The organism is Nocardia thraciensis (genome assembly GCF_054782435.1).
This window is the reverse complement of record NZ_BAAGSM010000051.1, coordinates 42,141-68,560: the sequence shown is the minus strand read 5'-3', so window position 1 is coordinate 68,560 and position 26,420 is coordinate 42,141. Positions and strand designations below refer to the sequence as shown.

At 68.5% G+C, this 26,420-nt stretch carries 32 protein-coding genes; 17 read left to right on the top strand and 15 right to left on the bottom strand.

Annotated features, from left to right (window positions below; translation table 11 throughout):
* The first annotated feature begins 43 nt into the window (after nt 1–43).
* Both ACYVLQ_RS31080 and ACYVLQ_RS31075 read left to right on the top strand, forming a co-directional pair.
* On the top strand, nt 44–640 hold the full coding sequence (locus ACYVLQ_RS31080; RefSeq protein WP_460701094.1) for an AAA family ATPase: 597 nt from the start codon (nt 44–46) through the stop codon (nt 638–640).
* A gap of 53 nt (nt 641–693) precedes the next feature.
* Nucleotides 694–1,569, top strand: a complete 876-nt coding sequence (locus tag ACYVLQ_RS31075) for a class I SAM-dependent methyltransferase (RefSeq protein ID WP_460701093.1) — start codon at nt 694–696, stop codon at nt 1,567–1,569.
* On the opposite strand, the gene ACYVLQ_RS31070 is transcribed toward ACYVLQ_RS31075, so the two are convergent.
* Together ACYVLQ_RS31070 and ACYVLQ_RS31065 are read right to left on the bottom strand one after the other, a co-directional pair.
* Nucleotides 1,566–1,850 carry a hypothetical protein gene (locus ACYVLQ_RS31070; protein ID WP_460701092.1) on the bottom strand — a complete coding sequence of 95 codons (285 nt, stop codon included), beginning with the start codon at nt 1,848–1,850 and terminating at the stop codon, nt 1,566–1,568. The two genes, ACYVLQ_RS31075 and ACYVLQ_RS31070, sit on opposite strands and share 4 nt — an antisense overlap.
* Nucleotides 1,851–1,880: 30 nt before the next feature.
* Complete coding sequence (locus tag ACYVLQ_RS31065) at nt 1,881–2,810, bottom strand: LysR substrate-binding domain-containing protein (protein WP_460701091.1); 930 nt, start codon at nt 2,808–2,810, stop codon at nt 1,881–1,883.
* A gap of 70 nt (nt 2,811–2,880) precedes the next feature.
* Between ACYVLQ_RS31065 and dapA the strand changes: the two genes are divergently transcribed.
* A complete protein-coding gene (gene dapA / locus ACYVLQ_RS31060; protein ID WP_460701090.1) occupies nt 2,881–3,771 on the top strand; it encodes a 4-hydroxy-tetrahydrodipicolinate synthase in 891 nt (296 codons plus the stop codon).
* 57 nt (nt 3,772–3,828) lie between these two features.
* On the opposite strand, the gene ACYVLQ_RS31055 is transcribed toward dapA, so the two are convergent.
* Both ACYVLQ_RS31055 and ACYVLQ_RS31050 read right to left on the bottom strand, forming a co-directional pair.
* Nucleotides 3,829–4,023, bottom strand: coding sequence for a hypothetical protein (locus tag ACYVLQ_RS31055; protein WP_460701089.1), 195 nt, complete (start codon nt 4,021–4,023; stop codon nt 3,829–3,831).
* A gap of 72 nt (nt 4,024–4,095) precedes the next feature.
* Complete coding sequence (locus ACYVLQ_RS31050) at nt 4,096–4,329, bottom strand: BldC family transcriptional regulator (RefSeq protein ID WP_068027847.1); 234 nt, start codon at nt 4,327–4,329, stop codon at nt 4,096–4,098.
* A 236-nt stretch (nt 4,330–4,565) separates the two neighbouring features.
* Between ACYVLQ_RS31050 and ACYVLQ_RS31045 the strand changes: the two genes are divergently transcribed.
* From ACYVLQ_RS31045 to ACYVLQ_RS31030, 4 genes are all read left to right on the top strand, one after another.
* A complete protein-coding gene (locus tag ACYVLQ_RS31045; RefSeq protein WP_460701088.1) occupies nt 4,566–4,904 on the top strand; it encodes a DUF4229 domain-containing protein in 339 nt (112 codons plus the stop codon).
* A gap of 179 nt (nt 4,905–5,083) precedes the next feature.
* On the top strand, nt 5,084–5,305 hold the full coding sequence (locus ACYVLQ_RS31040; RefSeq protein WP_460701087.1) for a helix-turn-helix domain-containing protein: 222 nt from the start codon (nt 5,084–5,086) through the stop codon (nt 5,303–5,305).
* Nucleotides 5,305–5,913, top strand: a complete 609-nt coding sequence (locus ACYVLQ_RS31035; RefSeq protein ID WP_460701086.1) for a Clp protease N-terminal domain-containing protein — start codon at nt 5,305–5,307, stop codon at nt 5,911–5,913. Before ACYVLQ_RS31040 ends, ACYVLQ_RS31035 begins: the two co-directional genes overlap by 1 nt.
* Before the next feature lie 68 nt (nt 5,914–5,981).
* The gene (locus tag ACYVLQ_RS31030) at nt 5,982–6,365 is read left to right on the top strand and encodes a phage holin family protein (protein WP_460701085.1); all 384 of its coding nucleotides are present in this window, start codon (nt 5,982–5,984) and stop codon (nt 6,363–6,365) included.
* Here ACYVLQ_RS31030 and ACYVLQ_RS31025 read toward each other — a convergent pair.
* Nucleotides 6,362–7,231, bottom strand: a complete 870-nt coding sequence (locus ACYVLQ_RS31025) for a 1,4-dihydroxy-2-naphthoate polyprenyltransferase (protein ID WP_460701084.1) — start codon at nt 7,229–7,231, stop codon at nt 6,362–6,364. The two genes, ACYVLQ_RS31030 and ACYVLQ_RS31025, sit on opposite strands and share 4 nt — an antisense overlap.
* A gap of 192 nt (nt 7,232–7,423) precedes the next feature.
* Between ACYVLQ_RS31025 and ACYVLQ_RS31020 the strand changes: the two genes are divergently transcribed.
* A complete protein-coding gene (locus ACYVLQ_RS31020) occupies nt 7,424–10,858 on the top strand; it encodes an AfsR/SARP family transcriptional regulator (protein ID WP_460701083.1) in 3,435 nt (1,144 codons plus the stop codon).
* Between the two features lie 53 nt (nt 10,859–10,911).
* On the opposite strand, the gene ACYVLQ_RS31015 is transcribed toward ACYVLQ_RS31020, so the two are convergent.
* The 9 genes from ACYVLQ_RS31015 to ACYVLQ_RS30975 all read right to left on the bottom strand — a co-directional run bounded on the left by ACYVLQ_RS31015 (nt 10,912) and on the right by ACYVLQ_RS30975 (nt 18,797).
* Nucleotides 10,912–11,754, bottom strand: a complete 843-nt coding sequence (locus tag ACYVLQ_RS31015) for an ABC transporter permease (protein ID WP_460701082.1) — start codon at nt 11,752–11,754, stop codon at nt 10,912–10,914.
* Entirely contained in the window at nt 11,751–12,758 is a 1,008-nt protein-coding gene (locus tag ACYVLQ_RS31010; protein ID WP_460701081.1) for an ATP-binding cassette domain-containing protein, read from the bottom strand. Before ACYVLQ_RS31010 ends, ACYVLQ_RS31015 begins: the two co-directional genes overlap by 4 nt.
* Nucleotides 12,759–13,105: 347 nt before the next feature.
* Nucleotides 13,106–14,239 carry an o-succinylbenzoate--CoA ligase gene (menE, locus tag ACYVLQ_RS31005; protein ID WP_460701221.1) on the bottom strand — a complete coding sequence of 378 codons (1,134 nt, stop codon included), beginning with the start codon at nt 14,237–14,239 and terminating at the stop codon, nt 13,106–13,108.
* A 102-nt stretch (nt 14,240–14,341) separates the two neighbouring features.
* On the bottom strand, nt 14,342–14,635 hold the full coding sequence (locus ACYVLQ_RS31000) for a DUF3349 domain-containing protein (protein ID WP_068027869.1): 294 nt from the start codon (nt 14,633–14,635) through the stop codon (nt 14,342–14,344).
* A gap of 204 nt (nt 14,636–14,839) precedes the next feature.
* A complete protein-coding gene (locus ACYVLQ_RS30995) occupies nt 14,840–15,127 on the bottom strand; it encodes a hypothetical protein (RefSeq protein WP_460701080.1) in 288 nt (95 codons plus the stop codon).
* Entirely contained in the window at nt 15,127–16,440 is a 1,314-nt protein-coding gene (locus ACYVLQ_RS30990; protein WP_460701079.1) for an inorganic phosphate transporter, read from the bottom strand. The genes ACYVLQ_RS30995 and ACYVLQ_RS30990 overlap by 1 nt, the downstream gene beginning before the upstream one ends.
* 104 nt (nt 16,441–16,544) lie before the next feature.
* Nucleotides 16,545–16,940, bottom strand: coding sequence for a VOC family protein (locus tag ACYVLQ_RS30985; protein ID WP_460701078.1), 396 nt, complete (start codon nt 16,938–16,940; stop codon nt 16,545–16,547).
* A gap of 184 nt (nt 16,941–17,124) precedes the next feature.
* Nucleotides 17,125–17,337, bottom strand: a complete 213-nt coding sequence (locus tag ACYVLQ_RS30980; RefSeq protein WP_460701077.1) for a hypothetical protein — start codon at nt 17,335–17,337, stop codon at nt 17,125–17,127.
* A gap of 143 nt (nt 17,338–17,480) precedes the next feature.
* Nucleotides 17,481–18,797: a helix-turn-helix domain-containing protein gene (locus ACYVLQ_RS30975; RefSeq protein WP_460701076.1), complete on the bottom strand. Its 1,317-nt coding sequence runs from the start codon at nt 18,795–18,797 to the stop codon at nt 17,481–17,483.
* 307 nt (nt 18,798–19,104) lie between these two features.
* On the opposite strand from ACYVLQ_RS30975, the gene ACYVLQ_RS30970 reads away from it, so the two are divergent.
* The 7 genes from ACYVLQ_RS30970 (at nt 19,105) to ACYVLQ_RS30940 (ending at nt 24,145) form a co-directional block, all read left to right on the top strand.
* Complete coding sequence (locus tag ACYVLQ_RS30970; RefSeq protein ID WP_460701075.1) at nt 19,105–19,479, top strand: hypothetical protein; 375 nt, start codon at nt 19,105–19,107, stop codon at nt 19,477–19,479.
* Nucleotides 19,480–19,509: 30 nt separating this feature from the next.
* Complete coding sequence (locus ACYVLQ_RS30965) at nt 19,510–19,923, top strand: hypothetical protein (protein WP_460701074.1); 414 nt, start codon at nt 19,510–19,512, stop codon at nt 19,921–19,923.
* Nucleotides 19,924–19,985: 62 nt separating this feature from the next.
* On the top strand, nt 19,986–20,648 hold the full coding sequence (locus ACYVLQ_RS30960) for a hypothetical protein (protein ID WP_460701073.1): 663 nt from the start codon (nt 19,986–19,988) through the stop codon (nt 20,646–20,648).
* Entirely contained in the window at nt 20,645–21,145 is a 501-nt protein-coding gene (locus tag ACYVLQ_RS30955) for a hypothetical protein (protein WP_460701072.1), read from the top strand. Before ACYVLQ_RS30960 ends, ACYVLQ_RS30955 begins: the two co-directional genes overlap by 4 nt.
* 24 nt (nt 21,146–21,169) lie before the next feature.
* Nucleotides 21,170–22,273, top strand: a complete 1,104-nt coding sequence (locus ACYVLQ_RS30950) for a hypothetical protein (protein ID WP_460701071.1) — start codon at nt 21,170–21,172, stop codon at nt 22,271–22,273.
* A gap of 46 nt (nt 22,274–22,319) precedes the next feature.
* A complete protein-coding gene (locus tag ACYVLQ_RS30945) occupies nt 22,320–22,802 on the top strand; it encodes a hypothetical protein (protein WP_460701070.1) in 483 nt (160 codons plus the stop codon).
* A gap of 950 nt (nt 22,803–23,752) precedes the next feature.
* Nucleotides 23,753–24,145, top strand: a complete 393-nt coding sequence (locus ACYVLQ_RS30940) for a tyrosine-type recombinase/integrase (protein WP_460701069.1) — start codon at nt 23,753–23,755, stop codon at nt 24,143–24,145.
* Between the two features lie 17 nt (nt 24,146–24,162).
* Here ACYVLQ_RS30940 and ACYVLQ_RS30935 read toward each other — a convergent pair whose 3' ends face one another.
* Nucleotides 24,163–25,065: a 1,4-dihydroxy-2-naphthoyl-CoA synthase gene (locus ACYVLQ_RS30935; protein WP_460701068.1), complete on the bottom strand. Its 903-nt coding sequence runs from the start codon at nt 25,063–25,065 to the stop codon at nt 24,163–24,165.
* Between the two features lie 119 nt (nt 25,066–25,184).
* On the opposite strand from ACYVLQ_RS30935, the gene ACYVLQ_RS30930 reads away from it, so the two are divergent.
* Entirely contained in the window at nt 25,185–25,841 is a 657-nt protein-coding gene (locus tag ACYVLQ_RS30930; RefSeq protein WP_460701067.1) for a PaaI family thioesterase, read from the top strand.
* Between the two features lie 85 nt (nt 25,842–25,926).
* A complete protein-coding gene (locus tag ACYVLQ_RS30925; protein ID WP_068027883.1) occupies nt 25,927–26,373 on the top strand; it encodes a DUF6918 family protein in 447 nt (148 codons plus the stop codon).
* The last annotated feature ends 47 nt before the right edge of the window (nt 26,374–26,420 follow it).

Below are 26,420 nucleotides of genomic sequence, written 5' to 3'. Positions count from 1 at the left end.
CGCCGCGTGCGGCCGAACGACCGGTCACGGCTATCGTGGGCGCGTGCTGGTGTGGATCAACGGGCCGTTCGGCGGCGGGAAGACCCAGACGGCGTTCGAGATGCGCCGGCGGCTGCCGGGCAGCGTGGTGTGCGATCCGGAGAACGTCGGTTACGGGCTGCACCGGACGATGCCCGCGGCGCTGCGCGGGGACTTCCAGGACATCCCGGCGTGGCGGCAGGGTGTGTTCGAGGTGCTTGACCGGGTGCTGCGCGGCCACGAGGGTGTCGTGATCGCGCCCATGACCGTCGTGGAGCCCGAGTACTTCGCAGAGACGGTCGGCCGGTTGCGTGAAAATGGCCATGACGTAAGACATTTCGCCCTCCTGGCCGAGCGGGACACGGTGGTGCGCCGATTGCGCCGCCGCGCGCTGTTCGGATTGCGTCCCGAGGAATTCGCCCTCGGCAAACTCGATCGCTGCCTGGATCGGCTGCGCGGCCCGGAATTCACCGAGCACCTGTGGACCGACGACGCGGACATCCCCGCGGTCGCCGAGCGCATCGCGGCGAGCGCCGGAATCGAGCTCGAGCCGAACACCCAGGGGCGGCTGCGTGGCCGGTTGTCCCGGGCACGGGTGGCGCTCGGGCACATTCGTCTCTGAGCGGCCGGAAATTCATTGGCCTCGATCCGGCGGACTCGTTTAGCGTCGCGGCCATGGCCTACGAACAGCCGCTGGCATATGCCCTGGGTCTGGAAGGCGTTGCGCTGCTTCGCGCTTTCGGCGGGGAGTACGGGCGGGAATTCACGCAGGAGCGGATCGCCGAGATTCGCCGGTTGCTCGACGACGAGACGTTGGGGCAGGGACTTGCCGTCGACCACGTAGAGACCGTCGAGGGCTACGGCATCTGGGCCGAGACCTACGACGGGCCCAATCCGGCCTTCGGATTCGACGAGCCGATGGTGCGCGAGGTCGCGGGGAGCCTGCCGCCCGGTACGGCGCTGGACGCGGCCTGCGGAACCGGCCGAGTGGCGGCGGTATTGGCCGACTGCGGGCACCGTGTCATCGGCGTCGACAGCTCGCCGGACATGCTCGACCACGCGCGAAAGCGGTTGGCGGACGTGGATTTTCGGGTCGGTGGGCTGGATCGACTGCCGGTCGAGGACAACGCGGTGGACGTGGTGACCTGCGCGCTCGCACTATCGCACGTCCCCGACCTGGATCCGGTGCTGCGCGAGTTCGCCCGGGTGCTCCGGCCCGGCGGCCACGTGCTGCTCACGGACATGCACCCCGAGCAGATTGCCCGCACCCACGTCCCGACGGTTCGCCGTCCGGACGGATCGGCCGCCCGCGTACGCGTCCACCAGCACCGGACCGGCGACTATGTACGCGCCGCACTCGCCGCCGGGCTGAGTGTGCTCCGCTGCGAGGAACCCTCGCTGCCGTCATCGCCCGACCTGCCCGAACCCACCGCCGACCCCGGCCCGTGGGAGGCCTGGCCCTGGTCACTCGCCGCCCTGGTCCCCGCCGCCACCCACGCGGCGAACACCGGTGTCCCCGCCGTAATCCTCTTCCACCTCCAACGGCGCTAACCGCCCTCCCCAGGCTCACGCACCCGTGTGAGTTCGCTGTTGGCGATGCGGACGGCGTCGGCGCCCGCGGCCTTGGCGTCGCGGCGGTCCCGGTTCGGGGTGGCCTCCCGCTCGCGGTCGACCCTGCCCTGCATGCGCTCGGTGTGCGGCGAGGTCGCCGGGCCGGTGCCGGAGGCCGCCCGCGCCGCCTCGCGCGCGGTGTCGCGGTCCCGGCGGGCCGCCGCCTGCTGGCCGCCCCGCTTTCGGCGTGCGTCCTGCGACATGTGCTCCTGCTCGTGCATCGGTCACCTCCGGTCGCGTGGGGGACCGGTTCAGTATGCGCCGGATCGGCCGACCGCAGGACCGTGCGGCGGAATTACCGCCCTGGCGTGGGGAAACGTCGCACAGGCGGTGTGCAGGGCGGCGCGGGCGGCCGCGATGGCCGGATGCGCGCCGGTGCCGCGGCGGTAGGCCAGCCGGGTGCGGCGGCGGGTCGGCAGCGGGGTGAGCGTGACGCCGCCGGGCGATTCCAGCGCGCCCAGTTCCGGGACGAGCGCCACGCCCTGGCCCGCGGCGACCAGAGCGAGCACCGTGCCGAAGTCGTCGGCCTGGTGGCGGATGTGCGGCGTGAAACCCGCTGCCTCGCAGGCTCGTACGGTCATAAGATGGCAGAGGGTGCCCGGCGTGCTGGCGATCCACAGTGAATCTCGATGTGCCGCAAGCGGTTCGGTGGACAGGGAAGCCAGGTAGACGGTCTCTTCCAGGAATGGCTCGGTGTCCAAGCCGGTTTCGGGCGCGGTGGGCACATAGTCGTACTCCTGCACCAGGGCGATATCGAGAGCCTCGGCGCGCAGCGCGGCCGGTGCGCTCACCGGATCCAGCTCGGAGACGAGTAGTTCCAGGCGCGGATGATCGCTGCTCAACGCCACGAGCGCGGGCGACAGCAGCGCGCGGACCGCGGTCGGGAAGGCCCCGATGCGCAGGATTCCGGTGAGTTCCGTTCGGGCCGTGGCGAGTTCGGCGGAGGCCTGTTCCAGCACCGCGAGAATGGTTTCCGAATGCTCGACCAGGCGGAGCGCCGCGGGAGTGAGGGCGACGCTGCGCCCGGTCCGCTCCAGCAGCGCGACCCCGGCCTCGCGCTCGAGGGCGGCCAGCTGCTGCGATACCGCCGATGGAGTGTAGGCGAGGGCCTCGGCGACGGCCGCGATGGTGCCGCGCTGGGAGAGTTCGCGCAGCAGGCGGAGCCGCCGGACCTCGAGCATCAGTTCATCTTACGCTCGGCCGCAGAAACCTGAAATAGACGTGAATCCTAGGATCGGCCAGTCTGGAGGTATGACGCTTTCCGGTCTGTTCGTTCCGCTGATCACGCCGTTCACCGCCACCGGTGACCTGGCGACCGACGCACTGGAGCGACTGGCGCACGAGGCGATCGACGCGGGCGCCGCGGGGCTGGTCGCGCTGGGGACGACCGGTGAACCCGCGACCCTTACCGCGGACGAGCGCCGGCGCGTCGTCGACGTGTGCGCCACCGTCAGCCGGGAGCGGCAGGTGCCACTGGTCGCCGGGACTGGATCGAATTGCACGGCAGATTCGGTGCGGGCGTTCGCTGCGCTGGACGGGCGCGTCACCGCCGCGCTGGTGGTGGTGCCCTACTACACGCGACCCTCCGAGGAGGGCGTGGTCGAGCACTTCCGCAGGCTCGCCGCGTCCAGCCCGGTGCCGCTGCTGATCTACAACATCCCGTACCGCACCGGTCGCCCGCTCGGCGTCGAAACCCTGTGCCGCCTGGCCGAATTGCCCGGTGTCATCGGTTTCAAGCACGCCGTCGGCGGCATCGACGCGGCCACGGTCGGATTCATGAGCAGATGCCCCGCCGACGTGGCCGTTCTCGGTGGTGACGATCTGTACGCCGCCCCGCTGCTGGCCATGGGCGCCTCCGGGGCGATCCTGGCCAGCGCCAATGTCGCGCCCGCCGCCTATGTCGAGATGACCGCCGCGTGGCGGCACGGCCCGCTGGAGCGGGCTCGATCTCTCGGTAATCTGCTGGCCGCCGTGTCGGAGACATTGTTCGCCGAGCCGAATCCGGTTGTCATGAAAGGCGTTCTAGCCGCGCAGGGCCGTATACCGAGCCCGGTGGTCAGGCTACCGCTGTTGCCCGCGACCGATGTGGCCGTCGATGCGGCGCTGGCCGCACTGGACCGCAGCTATGCGGCTCCGATCTGATTCGTCACCGCCAGCGCCGCGAATACGCCGCGCAGAGATCTCGCGCAAGGAATGAGATCAGCGATCGGTGCCAGATTCCCCATCTCGATGCCGATGGTCGATGCGCCAGAGAAATTCGGGGTCGTCGTCCGGGCCGATGACCTTTCGCTGCGTGGGACCGGCGCCGAGTCGATGCGAACGCTCGGGTCCGAACGCCTTCCAGCACAGCACCGCGACAGCTACGACCGCGATGAGTGCCAACAGGTACGTCACGTCACTCACCTCCTGTCATCGAGAGTAATCCGTGTCCGTACCTGCGGCACCGCACTCACGCGAAATAGGAGCTTAGGAGTGGCTCGCCTCCGTGGTCAGGGACCTCAGCAGCTGCATCACCTCGGACTCACGGAAACGACGGTGGCCGCCCGGGGTGCGCAGCGAGCCGAGTCGCCCGGCGTGCGCCCAGCGGGTGACGGTCTTCGGATCTACGTGGAACAGTGCCGCTACCTGGCCGGGGGTCAGGAGGCTCTCCTGGCCGTTGACGGAACCCAACGTGCGGCTCGCCGCGGTGATCGCAGTCATTCGCAAACCTTTCCGTAATCGACAGTCCCTCATCAGATAGCGACATCGTTGCACTGACACCCCCAGGTACTCGAACGATCTAACGTTGGTAAAGGGGAAGTAATAGACAAATCGGATATGCGTACGGCTTGGTAGCGTGCCGACAGCGACTGTCCAGCGAATATGCGGTGATTTCGCCCGAGCCGGACAGCGGGCGGGGCGGTGGTTCGGCGCGGGCGTCGCTTACGCTGGTCGACGTGAGTGATCCATCCCTACCGAACGACGCTCCGGTCGATCGCGCCCAGGGCTCGGCGGGCGGGCGGCTGGCGCGCAACCTGGTGCTGTACACCCTCGCCCGGCTGCTGCTGGTCGCGGTCATCGCCGCGGTCATCGTCGTGCTGGCGCGTTTGCTGGCGGTGGATATTCCGCTGATCGTGGCGCTGTTGTTCGCGTTGATCGTCGCCATGCCGCTGTCGCTGGTGCTGTTCAAGCGGCTGCGGGCGCGCGTGAACCAGGACATCGCGGCTGTCGACGAGAGGCGCCGCACCGACAAGGCGCAGTTGCGGGCGCGTATGCGGGGCGAAGACCCACGGTGAGGCGCGCGGCCGCGCAAATGGGCTGCAGCTGTATCTGACGAACGAATTCACCGATCCCACAGTCGGTCTCGAGCATCGGCTGTCGGGATCGAACCCCGCGAAATTCGCTGGTGGCGAAACCACGGATGCGATGTCAATTTTTGTTGACGCCGCTCGGATGTCAACGTAAATTGACGTACATGAGTGAAGCGACAACGCTGGCGGCAGCCGCCGGTAGCCCCGACCCCAAGGTCGGCCTGCGGGCGGTGCTCGCGCTGCGCCGGTTGCTCGAGCGGCTGGAGGCGATCCAGGTGGCCAACGCCCGAAACCAGGGCTGGTCCTGGCAGGCGATCGCCGAGGCGCTCGAGGTCAGCCGTCAGGCGGTCCACCAGAAGTACAACCGGAGAGGCGGGATCAGCTGATGTTCGAAAGATTCGACAAGGCGGCGAAATTCGCGGTCGTCAACGCCCAGGAGGAGGCGCGCGAGCTGCGGTCGCCGAGTATCGAGGTCGAGCATGTGCTGCTGGGCCTCGCGGCGAGCCCCGACGAGGCATTGCGAAAAGTGCTGTCCGCCAAGGGCATCTCCGCGGAAGGCATTCGAGAGACCTTGTACGACAGGCTGACCGGCGACAGCAAGGTGGCCGACGAACCGCTCGGCGAGGAGGATGCCGCCGCGCTGCGCTCCATCGGCATCGATCTCGACGCCGTCCGCGAGAGTCTGGAGGCCACCTTCGGCGAGGACGCGCTCGATCGGGCCGTCCCGGCCGCGGAGCAACCGCGCCGCGGCCGGTTCCGGCTGGGCGGGAGCATGAGGTTCGGGCACATCCCGTTCACCTCGGGGGCCAAGAAGGTGCTGGAACTGTCTCTGCGCGAGGCGATCTCGCGCGGCGACGACCGCATCGAGGCCGGGCACGTCCTGCTCGGCGTGCTGCGCGCCCCGAACGAGACGACCCGGGAGCTGCTGGGCGGCGCCGACGGAATGGCGGGATTGCGCCGCGCGGTGCACGACCTGCTCGATCGGGCGGCCTGACGACATGCGCGTGTGCCCGGTGGCCGCTACGCCCGGTCTTCGGGCGCGGCGGCCATTAGCATGTCGCCATGGTCCTCTTGCTACGCCTGATCATCAACGCGGTCGCGATCTGGCTCGCCGCCGCCTGGGTCGGCGACATCGAGCTGGTCAGCCCGGACGATCAGGGCACCGGCGCCAAGATCGTGGTGGTGCTGGTCGTGGCCGTGATCTTCGGCCTGATCAACGCCCTGGTGAAGCCGATCGTGAAGCTGCTGTCGCTGCCGCTGGTGATCGTCACGCTGGGCCTGTTCCTGCTGGTGATCAACGCCCTGATGCTCTGGCTGACCGCCAAGATCACCGAGACCACGGACTACGGCCTGCGGGTGCACGGGTTCTGGGCGGCGGTGCTGGGCGCCATCATCATCACCCTGGTCAACTGGGTGCTGGGGATTCTGGTGCCCGACAGGGACTAGGGCAGCGCCAGGGCGATCGCGGTGAGGATCGACCACGCCAGCATCGCCAGGCCCGTGTCGCGCAGCGACGGAATGAGTCCCGGCCCGTTCTGCCCGCCCCGCACCGGGGCGTTGGAGCGCGCGGCGAGGGGCAGCGCCAGCAACCCCGCCAGCGCCCACGGGGAGCGGATCGCCAGCAGCACCGACGCCGCGAACGGAACCATCAGCAGGACCAGATGGAGTGTGCGGGTGCGGGTATCGCCGAGGCGCACGGCCAGCGTCGTCTTGCCGCTCGCCGAATCGGTCGGGATATCGCGCAGGTTGTTGGTGACCAGCACCGCGCTGGAGAACGTGCCCACGGCCACCGCGCCGACCAGCCCGGTCCAGTCGATTCGCTCGGCCTGGACGAACTGGGTGCCGAGCACCGCGATCAGGCCGAAGAACACGAATACCGCGATCTCGCCGAAACCGCTGTAGCCGTAGGGCTTCGCACCTCCGGTGTAGAACCACGCCCCGGCCAGGCAGGCGGCGCCCACCAGCAGCAGCCACCACGCGGTGGTGAACACCAGCACCAGGCCGATCGCCGCGGCCACCGTGAGGCTCGCGATCGCGGCGGTGCGCACCGATTCCGGGCTCGCCAGCCCCGAACCGACCAGCCGCAGCGGACCGACCCGCTCGTCGTCGGTGCCGCGGATGCCGTCGGAGTAGTCGTTGGCGTAGTTGACCCCGATGATCAGCGCCAGCGACACCAGCAGGCTCAGCATCGCCTTCCACCACACCGCGCCGTCCAGCGACGCGGCCGCGCCGGTGCCGACCAGGATCGGGGCGATCGCATTGGGGAGGGTGCGCGGGCGGGCGCCTTCCAGCCATTGTGCAGCACTTGCCATGTGCGAATCCTAGTCGCGACGCGGAGCCTCTCCGTCGAGGGTGGCGGTGGGGTGGACCTGTCGATACTTCGTCGTTAGAATTACGCCGATATATCGAAGCTGGATCCAGGGGTGTGACACACAATGAAGGTGAGCGATGTCGATTCCGCGCGCCCGAAATTCCCTCGACCGGTCACATACGATTGCGACGGCATGTTTCCTGATCACAACGGTTCCGTAGGCGCCGGGTCGGCGCACACCCGGCCGGGGACGGGCCGGGAGTCCGGGCTGCCAGCGGCGGATCAGGTGCAGGTCGCCCTGCTTGGGGAGGTCGCGGTGCGGCGCGACGGGGAGCTGGCGCCGATTCCCGGTGCGCGGGCGCGGTTGCTGGTCGCGGCGCTGGCGGTGCAGCCGGGTCGCAGTCGCAGCGCACAGGCGCTGATCGACGACATCTGGGGCGAACAACCGCCCCGGGCCCCGATGAACGCGCTGCACACGCAGGTTTCCCGATTGCGGTCGGCGCTGCCGGAAGGGGCCCTGGAGATCGGCCCGGCGGGCTATCGCCTGGTGCTACCGGAGGATCGGATCGACCTGACGCTGGCCCGGCGGTTGCAGCGCCGGGCTGCGGAGCTGCTCGACGACGGCGATGCGCAGGGCAGTCTCGACCGCGTGGCGCGGGCGCGGGCACTGTGGCGAGGCGAACCGGGATCGGATCTGCCGCCGGGGCCGGTGGCGGACGAATTGGCCGAGGTGTCGGCGGCGCGGTCGGCGGCCCTCGACGCAGTGGAACTCGCCGCTCGCGAGGCAGCGGGTGACGTCTCCGACGCGGTCGGGGTGGCCCGGCGGATCGCCGCGGCCGAACCCCTGGACGAGCCCGCCCATGCCACCCTGATGCGATTGCTCGCCGTCGACGGCCGGGCCAACGAGGCGTTGGACGTGTTCGCGACGCTGCGGGCCCGGCTGGGCGAGGAACTCGGCACCGATCCGGGGCCCGCCCTGGTGGCGCTGAACACCGCCATCCTGCGCGGGGATCCGTTGCCCGGCGGCGATACGGGACGGGCGGCGCGGACCGAACGCAATCCCGCACAGCAGGTTTCCACGGCGCAGCACGCACTGCTGCCGGACGGCGGCCGGGAATCGTCCACTCCCCAGGCGCTTTCGGCGATCGGCCTGCGGGCCGCGCCGAATCCGCTGCTCGGCCGCGGCGACGACCTGGACGCCCTCGAACATCTGGTGCGCACCTCGCGAGTGACCACGATCCTCGGGCCCGGCGGCACCGGAAAGACAAGGGTGGCCAACGAATTGGGCTCCCGGGTGGCCAAGGCCAAGGGGGTGGCGCTGGTCGAGCTGGCCTCCCAGCGTCCCGCTCCGGAGGGACTGGACGCCACCTGCGCCGAGATCGAGGCCGTCATCGGCACGACGCTCGGGGTGAGCGAATACTCCCGCGACACGAATATGCTGCGTCCGAACCAGGTCGTCGACGGCCGCCGTCGGCTGCGGGAGGCGCTGTCGCTGCGGCCGATGCTGCTGATCCTGGATAACTGCGAGCACCTGATCGATGCGGTAGCCGAGGTCGTCGCCGATCTGGTCGGCGCCTGCGACCAGCTGACCGTGCTCACCACCAGTCGGGCGCCGTTGGCGATCACCGCCGAAACCGTGTATCCCCTGCCGCCGTTGGCCATCGATGCGCACGGCTCACCCGCGACCGACCTGTTCGCCGCCCGCGCTCGCGCGGTGCGCCCGTCGGTGCGCCTGAATTCCGAAGTGGTGGCGCGGTTGTGCCGCACCCTGGACGGCCTGCCCCTCGCTATCGAGCTGGCGGCGGCGCGGGTGCGCACCATGAGTGTGGAGGAGATCGAGGCCGGGCTCGAACATCGGTTCACGTTGCTGCGCGGCGGCGATCGCACCTCGCCCGAACGGCATCGGACACTGCACGCGGTGATCGAGTGGAGCTGGAATCTGCTCGACCCCGAACAGCAGGTCGCGCTGCGGCGGCTGTGCCGGTTCCCGGCCGGATTCACCTTGGCCGCAGCGGAATCCGTGGCCGGGGGCGCCGACTCGATCGATTCCGCCGGTGCGGTCGAGGGTTTGGTGAGTCAGTCCCTGCTGACCGTCCTCGCCGACGACGGTGCGACGCCGACGCGCTATCGCATGTTGGAGACCGTTCGCGAATTCGGCGAGGAACAACTGGTCGCCGCCGGTGAGACCGACCTCGTCATGGACAGGATGTGTGACTGGGCAAGGGAATTCGCACTCCATGCCGCACAGCGGTATCACGGCGACGAGCAGGTCCGGACCGTGCTGTCGGTGGCCGCCGAGATGGACAATCTGCTCGCCGTGCTCCGATACGCGCTCGATCGCGCCGACCCGCTGACGGCCTACACGGTCTTCCCCGTGCTGGCCACCCTGTGGGTGATGCGTGGCGCGCACCTCGAACTGACGAGCTGGGCGCCCCGCATTCTCGCGGTGCCGCCCGGTGCGGTCCGCACACAGCGCGAGGCGGACCTGCAATTGCAGGCCTGCGTGCTGATCGGCGCGCAACTCATGTTCATCGACGCGGAGTTGCGCGCCTTCGCGACCCTGCGCATCCGCGCTCGCCGGGTGCTGCGCTCGCGGGTGCCGGTGACCCCGATGTTCCGGTATCTGGGCGAACTGATCTGTCTGCGGGTCTCTGTCACCGCGCTGGCCCGCAAGCTGGCGGCGGGCACCCGCGATGCCGACGAGGGCGTGCGGACGATGGCGTACATGCTGCGCGCCAACATGCGTGAGAACAACAGTGACGTCCACGGCTCGACGCAGGACGCGGCCCGGGTGCTGAAACTGGTCGAATCCCACGACGTGTGGGGGACCGCGATGGCCTGCCAGCACTTGGGGCAGATGTCCGCCCAGGCGGCGAACTATTGGGATTCGGCGGGCTACTACCGCCGCGCGGTGGATCAGCTGCAACTGCTGCACTCCTACGAGGAGAGCGTGGAGATCCGTAGCTACCTCGCGGTCTCGCTGATCGGCGCCGGAATGCCGGAGCAGGCCCGCGCGGAGCTGGAGCAGGCGCTGGGCATGGTGGACGACGGCACCGAACTCGACGATCCCGGGCCGCGGCCCAACCAGCGCCGCGGCACCGTGGCCGCGGGTCTCGGCGAACTCGAGCTGTGTGAGGGCGATATCGATCGCGGCCTGCGGCTGTTCCGGAGATCGCTGGTGTTGTTCTCCTGGCCGACCCAGAGCTCGTCGCCGGGGCCGGGCGACATCATGGTGGCCAGCGCGGCCCTCGACGCGCATCTGCTGCACGGCCGCCTGGACCTGGTCCCCGAGTTGCCGGAACAGTTGATCGCGGCCGGGCGGTCGCGGCTCGCCCAGTACGTCGATCTGCCGCAGATCGGCGCGGTCGCCTGTGCGGTCGGTTCGTATCTCGTCGCCGCCACGGCGGCTCCCGAGCCGGGACTGACCCTGCTCGCGCTGGCCCCGAAGGCCGGTGGGCGCCAGGACTTTCCGTCCATGCGCTGGGAGCGACATCTGGAACTGCACCGGCCCGTGGTGGGGGACGCGGCGATAGCATCGGCGCGGCAGTCGGTGGCCGGGATGAATCGGCGTCGCGCGGCGGAACGGGTCATGGGGCTGCTCGACGAAATCTCCGGTATGCACGAATGAGGCTGTCCGCCGGTCGCTTTCACGACCGGCGGACAGCCTCGATGCGGTGTGGCTCACGCCCGGCGCATGTACGCCCGAATGGCCAGCGGCGCGAAGATCGCGATCACGGCGACCGAGCCGACCAGGCACCAGATCAGGTTGGCCGAGTAGACGTTGCCGTTCATCAGCTCGCGGCAGGCGTTGACCATGTAGTAGATGGGGTTGACCTTGTTCAGGCCCTGCATCCAGCCCGGCATCGTGCTGACCAGCGCGAAGGCGCCGGACATGAATGTCAGCGGGAACATGATCATCATCGAGATGCCCTGCACCGACGCGGCGCTCTTGCCGGTGACGCCGACGAGCGCCCAGATCCAGCTGATCGCGAACGAGCAGGCCACCACGACCAGCCCCGCGACCACGACGCCGAGCACGCCGCCCTCGGGCCGGTAGCCCAGGATCAGGCCCACCACGATGGTGAGGGTGGTGGCGATGCCGTAGCGCACCATATCGGCGATCAGCGCGCCCGCCAGGGCCGAAACCCGGGCGATGGGCAGGGATTTGAACCGGTCGAAGACGCCCTTGTCCATATCCTCACGCAGCTGCGTGCCGGTGACGACCGAGGTGAGCACCACGGTCTGCACCAGGATGCCCGGAATCAGCACCGGCAGATAGGCCTGCACGCTGCCGCCGATGGCGCCGCCGAAGATGTAGGCGAACAGCGCCGTGAACAGGATCGGCTGGATCGTGACGTCGAACAGCTGCTCGGGGTTGTGCTTGATCTTCAGGATGCCGCGGTAGGCCATGGTGAACGAGTTCGCCGCGGTCTGCCGGAACGAAATGTGGTTGCTGACAGGGGGAATCGCGGCACGTGCCGCGTGGCGCCCAGCCTGGGTGGGGGCGGTTAATGTGGTGGTCATGCCGCACTCCTTTCGGTGTTGTCGGTGTCCTCGGCGCCGTGCCCGGTGATCGCGAAGAACACCTCGTCCAGGCTCGGCTTGCTGACGGTGATTTCGTCGACGCGGATGTCGTTGTCGCGCAACCGGATCAGTAGGTCGGCGGTGATGCCGGGATCGTCCAGCGGGGCGGTGATGCGCCGCGCCTCGGGGCTGACGCTCGCCTCCACGAGTCGCCCGGCCGAATGCGACAGGAACTCGCCGATCAGCGTGCGCCCCTGCTCGATTCGCTCCGGGTCGGCCAGCGTGACCTGCAGCGCCGACAGCCCGACCGAGGCCTTCAGCTCGTCGGAGGTGCCGTCGGCGATGACCTTGCCGCGGTCGATGACCGCGATCCGGTCGGCCAGTTGGTCGGCCTCGTCCAGGTACTGCGTGGTCAGCAGTACGGTCGCGCCCTCGCGGACCAGCCGCCGGATGGTCTCCCACATCTGGGCGCGGGTGCGCGGGTCGAGGCCGGTGGTCGGCTCGTCGAGGAACAGCAGCGGCGGGGTGGCGATCAGGCTGGCGGCCAGGTCGAGACGGCGCCGCATACCGCCGGAGAAGTTCTCCAGCGCCTTGTCGGCGGCCTCGGTCAGCCCGAACTCCTCGAGCAGCTCGGCCGACTTGCGCTTGGCCTCGGCCCGGCTCAGGCCGAGCAGGCGGGAGAAGATCACCAGATTCTCGGTGGCGCTCAGCTTCTCGTCCACCGAGGCGTACTGCCCGGTGACACCGATCAGCGACCGCACCGCGGTCGGTTCGGCCACCACGTCGTGGCCGAAGATCCGGGCGTTGCCCCCGTCCGGGCGCAGTAGCGTGGCGAGCATGCGGATGGTCGTGGTCTTACCGGCTCCGTTGGGACCCAGCACGCCGTACACGGCGCCCTGCGGCACCGCCAGGCTCACGCCGTCGACGGCCCGCTGCTCCCCGAAGACCTTGACCAGCCCGTCCGCCTCGATCGCGAGAGCATCAGCAGGTGCGTAAGAAGTCATGCCCATACTCTGAATCCCGCGTCTTGCACGCCCCTTGCACCGCAGTTGCACGCCCACGCAAGCCCCACTTGCACGCCCACCCCCACGAAGTTTCCGGCCAAAAGCCCGCCGGAAAAAACGGACGACGGCCCACTCCGGAAAAGAGGGTCGTTGCCGCACTCCGGGAACGATGGTGGGTGCCGCGCTCCGGGGGCGATGGTCGGTGTCGCATTCCGGGGGCGATGGTGGGTGTCGCATTCCGGGGACGATGGTCGGTGCCGCGCTCCGGAAGTAACGGGCGGTGCTGCCCACCTCCTATTTCCGGTGGCGGGCGCTTTACCTTATTTCCGGCGTGCTTTTGGCCGGAATCAGTGCGGGGAGGCCGAGAGCAGATGCTCGCGCAGTTTTGCGCGGTCGGGCTTGCCGGGGCCGCGCATGGGAAGTTCGTCCAGGACGGCCAATTCGCGCGGGGCGGCGATCGCGTCCAGCTCGCCCGCGACGTGCTCGCGCAGTTCGTCGAGGGTGGGTACGGATCCGGCGGTCGGCACCACCGCGACGGCCACGCGCTGGCCCAGCCGCTCATCCGGCAGGCCCAGCACCACCACCTCGGCGACCGCCGGGTGGGTGGCCAGCACGGCCTCCACCACCTGCGGTATCACCAGCAGGCCGCCGGTCATGATGGCCTCGTCGAGTCGGCCCCGGATGGTGAGCACGCCGTTCTCGTACACCCCGGCGTCCTCGGTGCGGAACCAGCCGGGTTCGGCGAAGGCGGGATGGTCGGGGAGCCCGCGGTACCCCTTGGCCAGCATCGCGCCGCCGAGCAGTACGCGGCCGTCCTCGATGCGGACCTGCGCGCCGGTCAGCGGCACGCCCTCGTAGACGCAGCCGCCGCAGGTCTCGCTCATTCCGTACGTGCGCACCACCGTGATGCCCGCGGCGCGAGCGCGGTCCAGCACGGGTTTCGGGGTCGGCGCCCCGCCGATCAGCACCGCGTCCAGCGAGGCCAGCGCCGCCGCACCCGCGGGTTCGTCCAACGCCTTGATCAGTTGCGTGGGCACCAGCGAGGTATAGCGCCGCGGACCGGTCATGCCCGCGATCGCGGTGGCCAGCCCGCCCGGCAGGAACCCGTCCGAGACGTCCAGCACCACCGGATCGGTCCCGGCCTGGATGCTGCGCAACAGCACCTGCAACCCGGCGATGTGATGGGTGGGCAGCGCCAGCAACCACTGGCCCGGCCCGCCGAGCCGCTCGTGGGTGGCATCGCCGCTGGCCCGCAGGGCGGCCGCGGTGAGCATCGCGCCCTTCGGGACGCCCGTGGTTCCGGAGGTCGTCACCACCAGCGCCACATCGTCCTCGATCGGCTCGCCGGGACGCAGGGCGCTCGACAGCCGATGCGACTCCCGGCGGTCGCCGGTGGGCACCGGCAGCCACGCCGAACCGCTGCCCTCCAAGGCTTCTCGCAGATGCGGCAGGACATCCCCGACCGCGGCTCCGGTGGGCATGGGGAGGGTCCGCAGGGTGGTGCTCACGTTCGCGATCGTGTCATGTCATGGTCGGCGACCCGCGAACGGGTCCGCGCTTCCTTCGCTGGAGTAGGGAGGGAATCAATCCGACGTCGGTGTCGCCAGCGGCCAGCCGCCGGCTGCCAACCGGGAGGCCACACGGGCGATATCGTCCTCGCCCGGCTGCTCCTTGGCAACTCGGGCGATCGCGTCCTCGATCTCGTGCCGGGCGATCTCGTCGTCGCCCGCGCGCTCGCGCACCAGTTCCTCGACGATCAGATGGACCTCGTAATCGGTGAGGCGGCGGTGCAGCACCGCGAGCAGCGCGACATAGTCCGACTGCGGAATGCCTTGTGGATAACCGGCCTTCAGCCAGCCGAGGACCTTGCTCAGCACCGACCTCTCGGCCTCCGACCGGCCCGAGGACGCTCCCCTTGTCGTCCCCCCGTCCGGCGACGCGTCCCTGTTTCTTCCAGCGTGCGGCGACGCGTCCCTGCTTTCCCCGCCGTCCGGCGACGTGTCCTTCTTTTTCCCGGCGTGCTTTCGGCCGGGATCTCGGGACGAATGCGAATCTGTGGTCACGGGATGTCCTTTCGGCGGTCAGCCCTGTCCGAACAGGTGGATGCCGAGCCGGGCGGCGAGAAAGGCCTTGGCGACGTACAGCACTCCGGCGCAGACTGCCGCCAAAACCACTGCGAAGCAGAGCGCGGCGGCGGCCGTGAATGTTCGGCGGCGGGTCGCGGACAGCGTGGTCCCGGCGTCGCTGCCGGATGTGCGGGACTGAAATCGTACGCCGAGTGCGAAGATCGCGGGCAGGCCCGCACCGAAGACGAGCGCGGCCAGGGTGACCTGCCACAGTTCGTTCGCCACCGTCAGCACCGTCTGCATCACGCCCTCCTCGCCGATTCGCGCTGCGCCGCCGTGTCGTCGGGCGCGGCGCCACCGTCGGACGAACCGCCCCGCGTCGCGCCGCCGGAGAGAGCGTCGGCTGTCCTGCCGACCGAGCGGCTGTGGGTAGCTGAACCGTTGGATGAAGCGGTGGGTTTCGTGCCGTCGGGCGGCGGCGGAGACCACTCGTCGTTGACGTTGGCGGCGTGTACCGGGGCGCGCCGCGCCCGCAGCCACATGAGGGCCGCCAGCGTCACCAGCAGCCCGAATACCGCCAGCACGCCGGGCAATCCGCCGATGCCGTGTGCCAGCGCCCAGCAGATCGCACCGGCCACCCCGGCCAGCGGCAGGGTGAAGACCCAGGCCACCACCATCCGGCCGAGCACCGGCCAGCGCACTTCGGCCCCCGGGCGGCCGAGCCCGGTGCCGAGGATCGCGCCGGTCACCGTCTGGGTGGTCGACAGCGGCAGGCCGAAGTGGGCGGAGGTGAGAATGATCGCGGCGCTGGTGGATTCGGCGGCCATGCCCTGCGGCGGCGTGATGTCCACCAGGCCCTTGCCGAGCGTGCGGATGATGCGCCAGCCACCCAGGGAGGTGCCCGCCGCGATGGCCACCGCACACGCCACGATCACCCACAGTGGCAGCGGATCCGACGGCGTCAGCGAGCCGTAGGCGATGAGCGCCAGGAAGATGATCCCCATCGTCTTCTGCGCGTCGTTGGTGCCGTGCGCCAGCGACACCAGCGAGGCCGATCCGACCTGCCCCCAGCGGAAACCGCGGGTCACCGACTTCTCGTCGCTGCCGCGGGTGATGCGATAGACCAGCCAGGTCGCGATCGCCGCGACCAGCGCCGCCACCACCGGGGCCAGCACCGCGGGCAGCACGATCTTGCTCACCACGCCCTGCTTACCGGCCGACCAGATGACGCCGCTCCAGCCCAGCGCGGCGATCGTGGCGCCGATGAGGCCGCCGAACAGCGCGTGCGAGGAACTCGACGGCAGGCCGAACAGCCAGGTCAGCAGGTTCCACAGAATCCCGCCGACCAGCCCGGCGAAGACGATCTCGAGTAGATCTGGACCGCCGACCCCGTTCAGCCGGACGATGCCCTCCGCCACCGTGGCAGCGACCTCGACGCTGAGGAAGGCGCCGATGAGATTCAGCCCGCCGGACAGCAGGACCGCCGTGCGCGGCCGCAGCGCACCGGTGGCGATCGACGTGGCCATCGCGTTGGCGGTGTCGTGGAAGCCGTTGGTGAAGTCGAAGGCCAGGGCAGTGACGACGACGATGAGCAGAACCAGTAGTTCGGCGGTCACGCCTCCAGTGTGCGTTATTGATCCGTTAACGCGCTTGTCAGGTCGCCATGAAAGTTGATAGGTCCAGATGGTAAGGCGGGGTGCACGGCACGAAAATTCGAGGATCAGTCTCGCGGCGGCCGGGTATCGCGGCGGATCGGGTGCTCCGGCGGCACTTCCACCAGCACGATCGGCACGCCGTCGGGGTCCTTTATCCACATCTCGATCAGCCCCCACGGCTCCCGCACGGGCGCGCGGTCGATGGCGATCTCGCGCCGCGCGAGTTCGGCCGCGGTCTCGTCGGCGCTGCGCACCTGTAGCCAGATCGCGCCCGCGAAGCCGGTGGGCGCCTCGGCCGCGCGGCCGTGCGCGGCCACCTCGAGCAGCGACTGCCCCGCGAAGAACACGGTGCCGCCCGGATACTCCCGGGCGATCGCCAGTCCCAGCCCATCCCGATAGAACGCCAGTGTCCGCTCGTAGTCGGCCGGTCGCAGGATGACGCGGCTGCTGAGGATATCCACGGACTCGAGCCTAGGTCGTCAGAAGTACCAGGGGGACTCCGGATAATGCGTTGGGGGGAGTTGGTGAGTTGTGGACACCGTTGCCACCTGGCAATTAGTGCGCTGTGTGTGTTGGCTGAACTCGGTGGATTACGGCCCCACTGCGTACCGACTGCGTACCGGATTCGTCAGGCCCCGCGCGGCGTCAGGCCGATTCGAGGATCCGCTCGACGTCGCTGACGCGGCGGTCCAACCGGGTGGAGTTCACGGCGTCGGCCGCCCGATGCGCCCGCTGGATGGTCACGCGCGCTGCGTCGACGTTCCCGCTTGTGGCGTACGCCTCCGCCAGCCACGTCTCGTGCAGGGCCACCTTGCCGGAATGACAGGGCGGTGTCCGCAGGGGTGTGCCCGCATCCACCAACGTCCTCCGACCTGCTGATATACACACCTGCAACCATCGGCGGACATCCCTGGACAACGCGAATTGTGACACGTAGGTGACACAAGACCGGCCCGCGCTCAACGCCCGGTGGAGCGCGGGCCTCTACGTACCGGGACTGGTCAGATTTTGACGTCTGCCCACTTCGCGAATCGGGCCAAGGGATCGGTGCTACGTCGGGCACGGGCAAGCGCACGCACGGTCTCATGAACCTGGGGATGGTTGCGGGTCAGCTCGGGGGCGATCTTGCGCGCCTGCTCAAGGCTCACCAATGCGCGCTGCTTGTCGCCGTGAAGCAGCCATGCCCGCGATACGTCGATGTAGTGGTGGCCTGCGCGGGACGGCGCCACCGACGACGGCAGACGAATATCTGCGGCACGGGACACGGCCGTAGTCCCGTCGGACAGCTCGACCGGAACCGCGACCGAGTGGATTGCTACGTTCGATGGTCGGAAGCCCGTGCCGTAGTGACTGAACCGCGTCGATCCGATCGCCTCGGCGATCCCCCACGCTTCCTGAAGGTGCGACTCTGCTGTCTCGCGGTCGGCGGCCCGCGCCGCGAGGATCGAACCGCGCAGGTGTAGTGAGCCGCGAACGGCCAGCAGGTTCGGAGTTGACGGGACCTGCTCGCTGGCTTCATGGGCGCGTTCGATCGTTCGCAATCCGCCACGGTAGGCACCCGAATAGAGCATGATCAGTGCCCGGTTGTACTCGGCGGCAATCGGCCAGATCGGATCGCCGCTGCGTTCGCCAGCCCAACGGCAGCGTTCTGCGGCTAGCCCTGCGAGGTCGAGGTAGCCGTACTGGTAGGCGAATAGCATCGCCTTCGAACAGGCATAAGCCAAGGTGGAGTGAATCTCCTCGAGCTTCTGACCGGGGCGCTCGACGTCGGCGAGCTGGTGGAGACCCAGCAGCACGTCCGGGAGTTCGGCGACCATATCCGAGTATCGAGCGCGGCGCATTCCCTCGCGAACACGGTCAAGCGCCGCCCGTAGATCTTCGAATGTCATTGGCACCGAAGGCGTTTCGTCATCGAATGCCACGATTGCGCGTCGCAGTGCGGGGATGACGGCATGTGCCGGGGCATCTGCTCGCCCCGGGGTGTATGGCTGGCCGGTTAGGTCTCCGATCGAGATACCGAGCGCCTTGGCGACCGCCGCGATGAACGCGGGTGAGGCGGGCCGCGTGCCTTGCTCGACCTTCTTCAGCAGGGATGGTGAGACGTTGGCCTTCGCGGCGAGTCCTGGCTGCGTGAGCCGTGCGAGCTTGCGCGCCCTGGAGGTGCGTTCGCCGACTCCGAACTCGTCCATATTGCCGAGAGTGCCACAGGATGTGTCCCTTCGCATCGGCCTGAGCAGAAAACCTAAAGCTGGCCCCGCCGCCGAGTCGTAGCCGAAAACACCCCCGGTCCGGCTCCCCGGCGGTGGGTGCCGTTCCACACCATCGAGAGGGGAAAGTGATGCGGGACAACGCAGTTGGCCTCGATATGAGTACCAGCGCAGCGCCGACGGATGGGCCGTGGATGTACGCCTCGGCGTGCGGTGCGACGGGAGTCGACGGGAATGGGAGGTTGATCGCGGTGGCGTGCCCGTCGCGGTTGTGCCCGGTTACCGGTTTGGTCCCGCTGGATGAGTACGGCCGGATCACTCCACACGCAGGGCTGGTACCTGGTGAGTGCCCGTTCATCGGGTACCGGGTGGTGCCCGACCCCGGAGTGAACCTGCGCGATCCGGCCCGGCGGCGAACATGAGCGGAGTCGTCATGGCCGTCGCCGTGGTGATCTGCGTCGTGGTGGTCTGGATAGTCGTGTGGCCCGACATCCGGGAGCCGCGGGACAACCCGCCGATCGTGCAGACGGCCCGGCACGCGCGGGTGACCGAGCACCCGAGACAACGGCACTGGCCCGACGATCCCCCAACGCTCGCTGTCGTGCCGTACACGCACACCGCACCGGGCCGCCCGTTCACCGTGGGTGAGGCGCGCACGGTGATGCGGCAGCACATCGAATGCACCCCGGGCGACTGCGCCCGGAAACGGGAGGCGCGCCGGGTGTTGGTCGAGTCCGGGGTGATGCGGCCACGGACACGAAAGAGGTTGCCGCACAGCGGCATCGACAGATAAGGGCCCGCTCTGGGTCGAGAGGGAGAACTGATGACAGCACCGACAGCATCCGAGCTTGCGGACGCAATGCTCGGCATCCTGCCCGACGAACACCCGGCGCTCGACGTGCTCAGCGCAGCGTTCGCGCTCGCGAACTTCCGCGACTGGTTCACCCCGGATGATCTGTTCACCATCTGCGGCGAGCCGGGGTCGGAGATCCTCAACCGGCTCGGTCTCGGCGATAGGTGGATGCGTGCCCAGCTGGCCGCCCGTATCGATGAGGCGGTGCCGGAGGTGTCCGGTATCGGTGATGCCGTGGTGGCGTTCACGCTGGCCTGGCGCACTTGGCACTACGAGACGAACAGTTGCGATATGGCCGACGACTGCCCCGAGGCCCGTGACCTGATCCGCGCCCGGTCGGCCTACACCGACCTCACGACAGCGGGGGCGGCTATCGAACCGTGACCGGTGCTCGTGGAGGCCCCGGTACATCAATCCCCATGATCGGACAGGAGACCGTAATCCCTATGAGCAGCCCCGTACCGGATACCGCGACCGACCCGGCACCGCTGCCCCCGGTCACGCTTATCGAGGCCGCGTTGGCGTACATGCTGGCCGCGCACCGCTGCACCGAGGGCACGGTGATCTACTCGTTCGGCACCGGCGACGACGGCACCCTCGGCATCAAGATGTGCCCCATCGACAAGATGCCGCCCACCGCCACCGACCTGCACCCGTTCGTCCGCGCCACCAAGGCCCTGCGCGCGACCGCCCCGATTCCGTTGTGGGGGTTCGGCATGGCCTACGACGGACACGCCGAACTCACCGATGCCGAAGGCAGCGACGGCAAGCGGTTGTTCATCGACATCGACAAGTGCAACCCGTGGCCGGAGTCGAAACCGATGTGCGGCACGATGCTGTTCGACTTCTCCGGCGACCGGCGAGACCTGTTCCGCATCCAGCGCCAGGCCCCGCAAGCGGTGCACATACCGGGCACTGACAACCCGATGCCACCGCCGGGAGCACTGCGGCATCTGTGGGTGGCCGCCCTGGCACTCGACCCCGCCAACGTGACCCGGTACGCCACACCCAGCCCCAGCGTGACAGCGGATAGCGGCGACGACTCCGGCCGCGCCGACAGCCGCCGATACAGTGACAGCCAACCAACCGCTGAGGGGAGCCAGACGTGAGTGATGACGAACAGATCGGTTTCGATATCGAGTTCGATGACAAGACCCAGGCATTCCTCGATTGGGTCAAGCCGGAAGCCATGGAATCCGGTGTTCGGAAACTCCTCGGTGAGACGCTGAGCGGTATCGCGGATTACGACGCAGATATTTGGTGGACCCCGCCCGTGTCGACGCGAGTCATGGAAGCGTCCAAGGAACTGTTCCGGGACTATGACGGGTTCCTCACGCCGGAGAACCGTGACGCTTCCGACCAATTCGTTCGGTTCTATGGTGAGTGTTTCGTGCGTCGCGCCGGGACGGAGTGGACGAACCGTCCTGAGTGGGATAACCCTCTGTATCCGGATTTCACGCCGTCGGTGCAGGACACGACTGGTGAGGTAGTTCTCGGCATTGTGGCAGTCGCTGACCTTCTCCTCCGCGAGAACTACGGGCCCGACATGGCTGAATACGAAATCGACACGACGGCTCGCGATATTCGCCGGATGAGCAGCAACTAAAGAAGACCTGTACATGATGCGGGGGTGGGTACAGCCGTGCCCGACGAATACGACGCCGTACGGCGAGATCTGAGCAACTACGAGCGCGGCCTGTACTTCGAACTCGGACGTGCGCACCTGCGCGGCGAAACGCCAGAAAGAGGCTGGGTCCGGCAATTCGAGATCCGGCTACCTGGGTTTCGGCCGCGAGTATTGGACAACGCCCGCACCGAAGGCAAGGGAGTGCGCGGTGTAGAACGCAAGTCCGGACAGGTCCGTGAGCAGGAAACGCTGCAACAACTGAGAAAGGAACGCGCGGGACTCGAAACCGGGAAATTGACCCACTCACGATGGGAAACAGTCGCCGGAGAGAAGATCTCGCCGCGTGTCCGCGCGGAAATCGAAGCGATGGGCCGCGACTTCCCCGGCCGATTCGAGCACGCCGAGATATCCCGCAAAGACGCTGCGAGGGCTATCGAGGTCGGGAAGGCCCGCGCCTCCCGACAACTCGAGTTGGTCCAGGCGTACGCACTGGATCGCGCCGAGCGGGCCCGGAAACGTCTGGCCAATATCCGTGAGATCGTTCGCAGACGGGAAGCCGAAGCCAAGGCGAAAGAGGAACGCGCCAGACAGGCCAGAGAGCAGGCTGAGCGGGCGAGGAAAGAGCGCGAGGCCAAGGAAGCCAGAGACCGGGCCGAACGGACACGAGTGCAACAGAAAGCGGCGCGGGAAGCGGCCCGGGAGTTCCCGACTCTGGGTGAACTGTTGTCACGCAGTCAGGGCGACAGCGACGACACCGGCCGTGGCCGCGACGTCCCGGACGCCGCCGAGAATGCCCGCCAGCGAGAGGCCGCCGACGCTGCGACCGAGAAGGCCAAGAAGGCCCGCGAGGCGGCCGACGCCGTTGCGCGGCACCAGCAACGCGAGGCAGCCGACCGCACCGGCGAGCACGCTCAGCGGGCACGGGAAGCGGCAGCACAGCATCGGCCTGGCGAGATGGGACGCGAGGTAGCCGACATCTTGCACGTCACTCAGCCGACACCGGGTGTCGAACCACTAACTCGCGACGAAATAGAGGCAGCTCGCACCCGCGCCGGTCGAGAGGAACGCGGCCGGGAACGCGAGATCGGGCCACGGACCCGGCACTGAGCGACTGACACCGACACCACACCAACCCTGAGAGTCCCACACTCAAATGCAGAGCGACACACCACGATTCACCACCAGGCTGACCTCTGGCGACGCGCTGACGCCACTACATCTGGAGATACTGCGGGAACTGGCCGCCCACCGGGGCGCGCGTGGAGCCGCCGAAATCGCGCGACGAATCGACCGCCCGGCCGAACTGGTCGAGCACGCCTTGAACTGGCTCGAGGCCCGCGACTACGCCCAACCCGATACCGCATGGCAGCTGACACGCACCGGCATGACCGTGCTCGAACGAGACGGCAAGGGGTTCACCGGGTCACAGCTGCGCACCCTGCGAGACCTGCTGCGGGCCGGGTGGCCACGCACCACCGACGATCTGGTGTACCGGTCCGGCCGTACCCGAACCTCGATCACCATCACAACGCGGTGGCTCGCAGACCACGGATACCTCCACCGGACCACGGCCTGGCGCAGCACGAGCAAGACACCGTCCGCACTAGAGGCCAGTACCGAACAGCGCGAGCGGTAGGCCCGGCGGCACCCCCATGTGCGCCAAGTTGAGCGTGGAGAAGGAAAGCTGCACCGTCGGTGTCCTCGCATACGCCCCAGCGATTCCGACCCCCTACCCCTGCATGCGGGCGACTTTCGGGGCGGCCCGTGTTGCGTTCCTGTGGGTTGCCCGCGGTCACCCGGGGTTGAGCGCACCTGAACCGACGAACGCCGAGCGGTGAGGCCCGCCGATACGGAACATCTGAACTCTCCGCACCATCGAGCAGCCTCGGCTGGGGTGGCGTGCGGAGGGTGCCTGGGGTTCCTTCCCCCCGCGGGGGGTCGCGCGCGACCCCGGCGTACGGCGGGGGGAGAGATGTTGCCTGCCCCGGGGAGGTCCCCGGAGCACCACGCACGAACATTCGGTATGCCCTCGGGTATCGGCCCGAAAAAATTCGGACCCCCGGGGCCCTGACTCGTCTGCGGCAGTCAGGAGATTTCTCTCTCCACGTGCCAGAGATTCGGCCCCGTACAAAAAATTCCATGACTGCCGCCGGAGTCATGGGGTGGGGGGTCGGATATTTACGGCCCGGTAGGACATGTCTCCCTTGAGCGTTCGGCGTGTGTTGCTTTCCTGTGGGTTGCCTCGGTCGCTCGTGGTTGGCGGGCGGCAGCGCGCAGCGGGTATCTCGCCCGGTTGGGCAGGGAGGTCACTCCGGGGTCGTGGATCCAGCTTCACTGTCGGTGGACGGCTGTACGCGCTGCCCCCTGCGCACAGGATTACCCGCGCCCGGCGGCAAGGCCAGCGTGATGATGTTCGGCCCCTACCCCTATTGCGCAGTGCCGCAGACACCCTCGGCTCGCAAGCGAGTGACAAACCGTCATGCCCCTCGCGGAGGTGACCTTCACGGTGACGGTCTCGTCCCAGCCGCGCATGGTGGCGCAGGACGAAAAAACGCGGAGAAGTGCGCACGCATGGCCGGGGGTGCTATGACCACGATCCTGTCTCAGCACATCGCAGAGCACTGCGCGGGGGAGGGGCCGGGCCGCTGGCTGTTCCTGAACGGCGACACCGGTAACCCGGTGCACCAGAACTGGGTGGACTACCGGATACGTAAGGCCAAGAAGAAGTCCGGGCAGGCCGACGCCGAATGGACCTTGCACGACCTCCGGCACTTCTACGCCTCCGGCCTGATCGCGGACGGCTGCGACGTAGTGACCGTGCAGAAGATGCTCGGCCACAAGTCAGCGACGGAGACGTTGAACACCTACGCGCACTTGTGGCCGAACTCGAACGACCGCGCCCGTACGGCATCGGCGAGCCTGCATCGGCAGGTGTTCGGGGCTACTGCGTACCCACTGCGTACTGTGGCCGACAAATAACCCACTGACCTGCGTACTCAGAAGTACCAGGGGTACGGAGACCAATCCGGCTTCCGCTTCTCCAGGAACGCGTCGCGGCCCTCGACCGCCTCGTCGGTCATGTATCCGAGCCGGGTGGCCTCGCCCGCGAACAGTTGCTGGCCGACCAGCCCGTCGTCGGTGAGGTTGAACGCGTACTTCAGCATCCGCTGCGCCTGCGGCGACTTGCCGAGGATGTCGGCGGTCCACTCCAGCGCCTCGTCCTCGAGCCGGTCGTGGTCGACGACGGCGTTCACCGCGCCCATCCGATGCATCTGCTCGGCGGTGTAGGGGCGGCCGAGGAAGAAGATCTCGCGGGCGAACTTCTGGCCCACCAGCTTCGCCAGGTACGCGCTGCCGTACCCGGCGTCGAAGCTGCCCACATCGGCGTCGGTCTGCTTGAACCGGGCGTGCTCGCGGCTGGCCAGCGTGAGGTCGCACACCACGTGCAGGCTGTGCCCGCCGCCCGCGGCCCAGCCGTTCACCAGCGCGATGACCACCTTCGGCATGAAGCGGATCAGGCGCTGCACCTCGAGGATGTGCAGCCGCCCGGCGCGGGCCTTGTCCACCGTCTCGGCGGTCTCGCCGCTGGCGTACCGGTAGCCGCTGCGGCCCCGGATGCGCTGATCGCCGCCGGAGCAGAACGCCCACCCGCCGTCCTTGGGGCTGGGGCCGTTCCCGGTGAGCAGCACGGCGCCGACGTCCGAGGTCATCCGTGCGTGGTCGAGCGCGCGGTACAGCTCGTCGACGGTGTGCGGGCGGAACGCGTTGCGCACCTCCGGCCGGTCGAACGCCACGCGCACGGTGCCCTGATCCACGTGCCGGTGATAGGTGATATCGGTGAGGTCTTCGAACCCGGCGACGGGCTCCCACAGCTTCGGATTGAACGTCACAGCTGCCATCTTGGCAGGGGCCGTCGGGCGTCGGCTTCCCGCAGCGGGATGCGGGCGCCGGGGGTTAGGTGCGTCTCCTACTGGCCAGTTCGGTTGGACGGTGTAAGAACGCGGGTTACCGTGCAGGTATGAGTGAGCGGGTAGAACCGGTTATAGACCGGAGCGCGGTCGATGATGATCGCTACGAGAAACACGGCGGATTTCCCAAGATCGCCGAGGCGCAGCCGGGGCCCAACTTCGGCGCGTTCGTGGAGGCCATGCGCACGCTGCAGGACCTGGCGGTCTCGGTGGACTGCACCGACGAGGCGTACGGGCTGGCGCTGGCGCAGGCGCGGCAGCTGATCGACTTCCTGGAGCCGTATCGGGCGCCCGAGCTGCAGGGCCCGGCCGGGCGTGTCACGAAGCTGCCCGGGCGCGGCAGCCTGCTCATGCCGCCGTGGCGGGTGGTCGAGGCGGGACCCGCCGGTGTCCGGATGCGCGGGCAGTTCCGCCGGTTTCACCTCGGCGGCAACAACGCGGTGCACGGCGGCGTGTTGCCGCTGTTGTTCGACGACCTCTTCGGCTCGCTGGTGCACTACGCCGGACGCCCGATCAGCCGCACCGCGTTCCTTCATGTGAACTACCGAAAAGTCACTCCGTTGGAGACGCCGCTCCAGGTCGAGGGCACCGTGGACCGTATCGAGGGGCGCAAGACCTTCGTCTCCGCCCGCCTGCTGGACGAATCTGAAACATTGCTGGCCGACTGTGAAGGGCTCATGGTGCAGTTGCTGCCGTGGCAGCCCTAGTGGGTCGGACCCGTGTGTCAGGTTCGTCCGATGCGTATAGTTGCGTGCGCTCGCTCATCGAAAAACTATCCGGAGGAACCTGAAAGTGGTTGCAGCACTGTCTGAATCCCTGCTCGATGACGCCAAGCGTCCGGCCTTCATCGCCGATGCCCAGGAGGTTCTGGAAGCGGAGGTGTCGGGCAAGGGCGGCGCGTCCGGCTTGGCCGTGAAGGGTGCGTACGCGGCGGCGAAGAAGGTCAGCCCGACCATCGTGTCGGACGCGCTGGAGTCGTTCGCGCCGAAGTTCGTCGAGCAGCTCGAGCCGTACTGGGCCGAATACCAGGCCTCGGGTAACGGCCAGTTCGCGGACCTGCTGGTCAGCAAGCAGGACGAGGTCGCCGAGGCGCTGCTCTCGGTCACCGACGCCCGGGCAGAGAGCTCGTCGCGCCCGGCCCTCAAGAAGGCGTACTCCGCCGTGCGCTCCTCGGCGAAAAAGCACGTGACCGAGGCACTTCCGCGCGTGGGAGATCTGGTCCAGCGCCACGCTGGCTGATTCGGCCGCGGTCCTGTCACGTGGTTGCCCCGTCGTCCCGGAGGGGC

Coding starts and splice junctions, on each gene's coding strand:
- ACYVLQ_RS30940 (WP_460701069.1), top strand. CDS start 23,753: ATGACCACGATCCTGTCTCAGCACATCGCAGAGCACTGCGCGGGGGAG.
- ACYVLQ_RS31070 (WP_460701092.1), bottom strand. CDS start 1,850: ATGCACGAGCAGGAGCACATGTCGCAGGACGCACGCCGAAAGCGGGGC.
- dapA (WP_460701090.1), top strand. CDS start 2,881: ATGACGCTTTCCGGTCTGTTCGTTCCGCTGATCACGCCGTTCACCGCC.
- ACYVLQ_RS30945 (WP_460701070.1), top strand. CDS start 22,320: ATGCAGAGCGACACACCACGATTCACCACCAGGCTGACCTCTGGCGAC.
- ACYVLQ_RS30970 (WP_460701075.1), top strand. CDS start 19,105: ATGAGCGGAGTCGTCATGGCCGTCGCCGTGGTGATCTGCGTCGTGGTG.
- ACYVLQ_RS30930 (WP_460701067.1), top strand. CDS start 25,185: ATGAGTGAGCGGGTAGAACCGGTTATAGACCGGAGCGCGGTCGATGAT.
- ACYVLQ_RS31065 (WP_460701091.1), bottom strand. CDS start 2,810: ATGCTCGAGGTCCGGCGGCTCCGCCTGCTGCGCGAACTCTCCCAGCGC.
- ACYVLQ_RS31015 (WP_460701082.1), bottom strand. CDS start 11,754: ATGACCACCACATTAACCGCCCCCACCCAGGCTGGGCGCCACGCGGCA.
- ACYVLQ_RS30960 (WP_460701073.1), top strand. CDS start 19,986: ATGAGCAGCCCCGTACCGGATACCGCGACCGACCCGGCACCGCTGCCC.
- ACYVLQ_RS31040 (WP_460701087.1), top strand. CDS start 5,084: ATGAGTGAAGCGACAACGCTGGCGGCAGCCGCCGGTAGCCCCGACCCC.
- ACYVLQ_RS31010 (WP_460701081.1), bottom strand. CDS start 12,758: ATGACTTCTTACGCACCTGCTGATGCTCTCGCGATCGAGGCGGACGGG.
- menE (WP_460701221.1), bottom strand. CDS start 14,239: ATGCCCACCGGAGCCGCGGTCGGGGATGTCCTGCCGCATCTGCGAGAA.
- ACYVLQ_RS30995 (WP_460701080.1), bottom strand. CDS start 15,127: ATGCAGACGGTGCTGACGGTGGCGAACGAACTGTGGCAGGTCACCCTG.
- ACYVLQ_RS30935 (WP_460701068.1), bottom strand. CDS start 25,065: ATGGCAGCTGTGACGTTCAATCCGAAGCTGTGGGAGCCCGTCGCCGGG.
- ACYVLQ_RS31050 (WP_068027847.1), bottom strand. CDS start 4,329: ATGACTGCGATCACCGCGGCGAGCCGCACGTTGGGTTCCGTCAACGGC.
- ACYVLQ_RS31075 (WP_460701093.1), top strand. CDS start 694: ATGGCCTACGAACAGCCGCTGGCATATGCCCTGGGTCTGGAAGGCGTT.
- ACYVLQ_RS31025 (WP_460701084.1), bottom strand. CDS start 7,231: ATGGCAAGTGCTGCACAATGGCTGGAAGGCGCCCGCCCGCGCACCCTC.
- ACYVLQ_RS31020 (WP_460701083.1), top strand. CDS start 7,424: ATGTTTCCTGATCACAACGGTTCCGTAGGCGCCGGGTCGGCGCACACC.
- ACYVLQ_RS31035 (WP_460701086.1), top strand. CDS start 5,305: ATGTTCGAAAGATTCGACAAGGCGGCGAAATTCGCGGTCGTCAACGCC.
- ACYVLQ_RS31030 (WP_460701085.1), top strand. CDS start 5,982: ATGGTCCTCTTGCTACGCCTGATCATCAACGCGGTCGCGATCTGGCTC.
- ACYVLQ_RS30965 (WP_460701074.1), top strand. CDS start 19,510: ATGACAGCACCGACAGCATCCGAGCTTGCGGACGCAATGCTCGGCATC.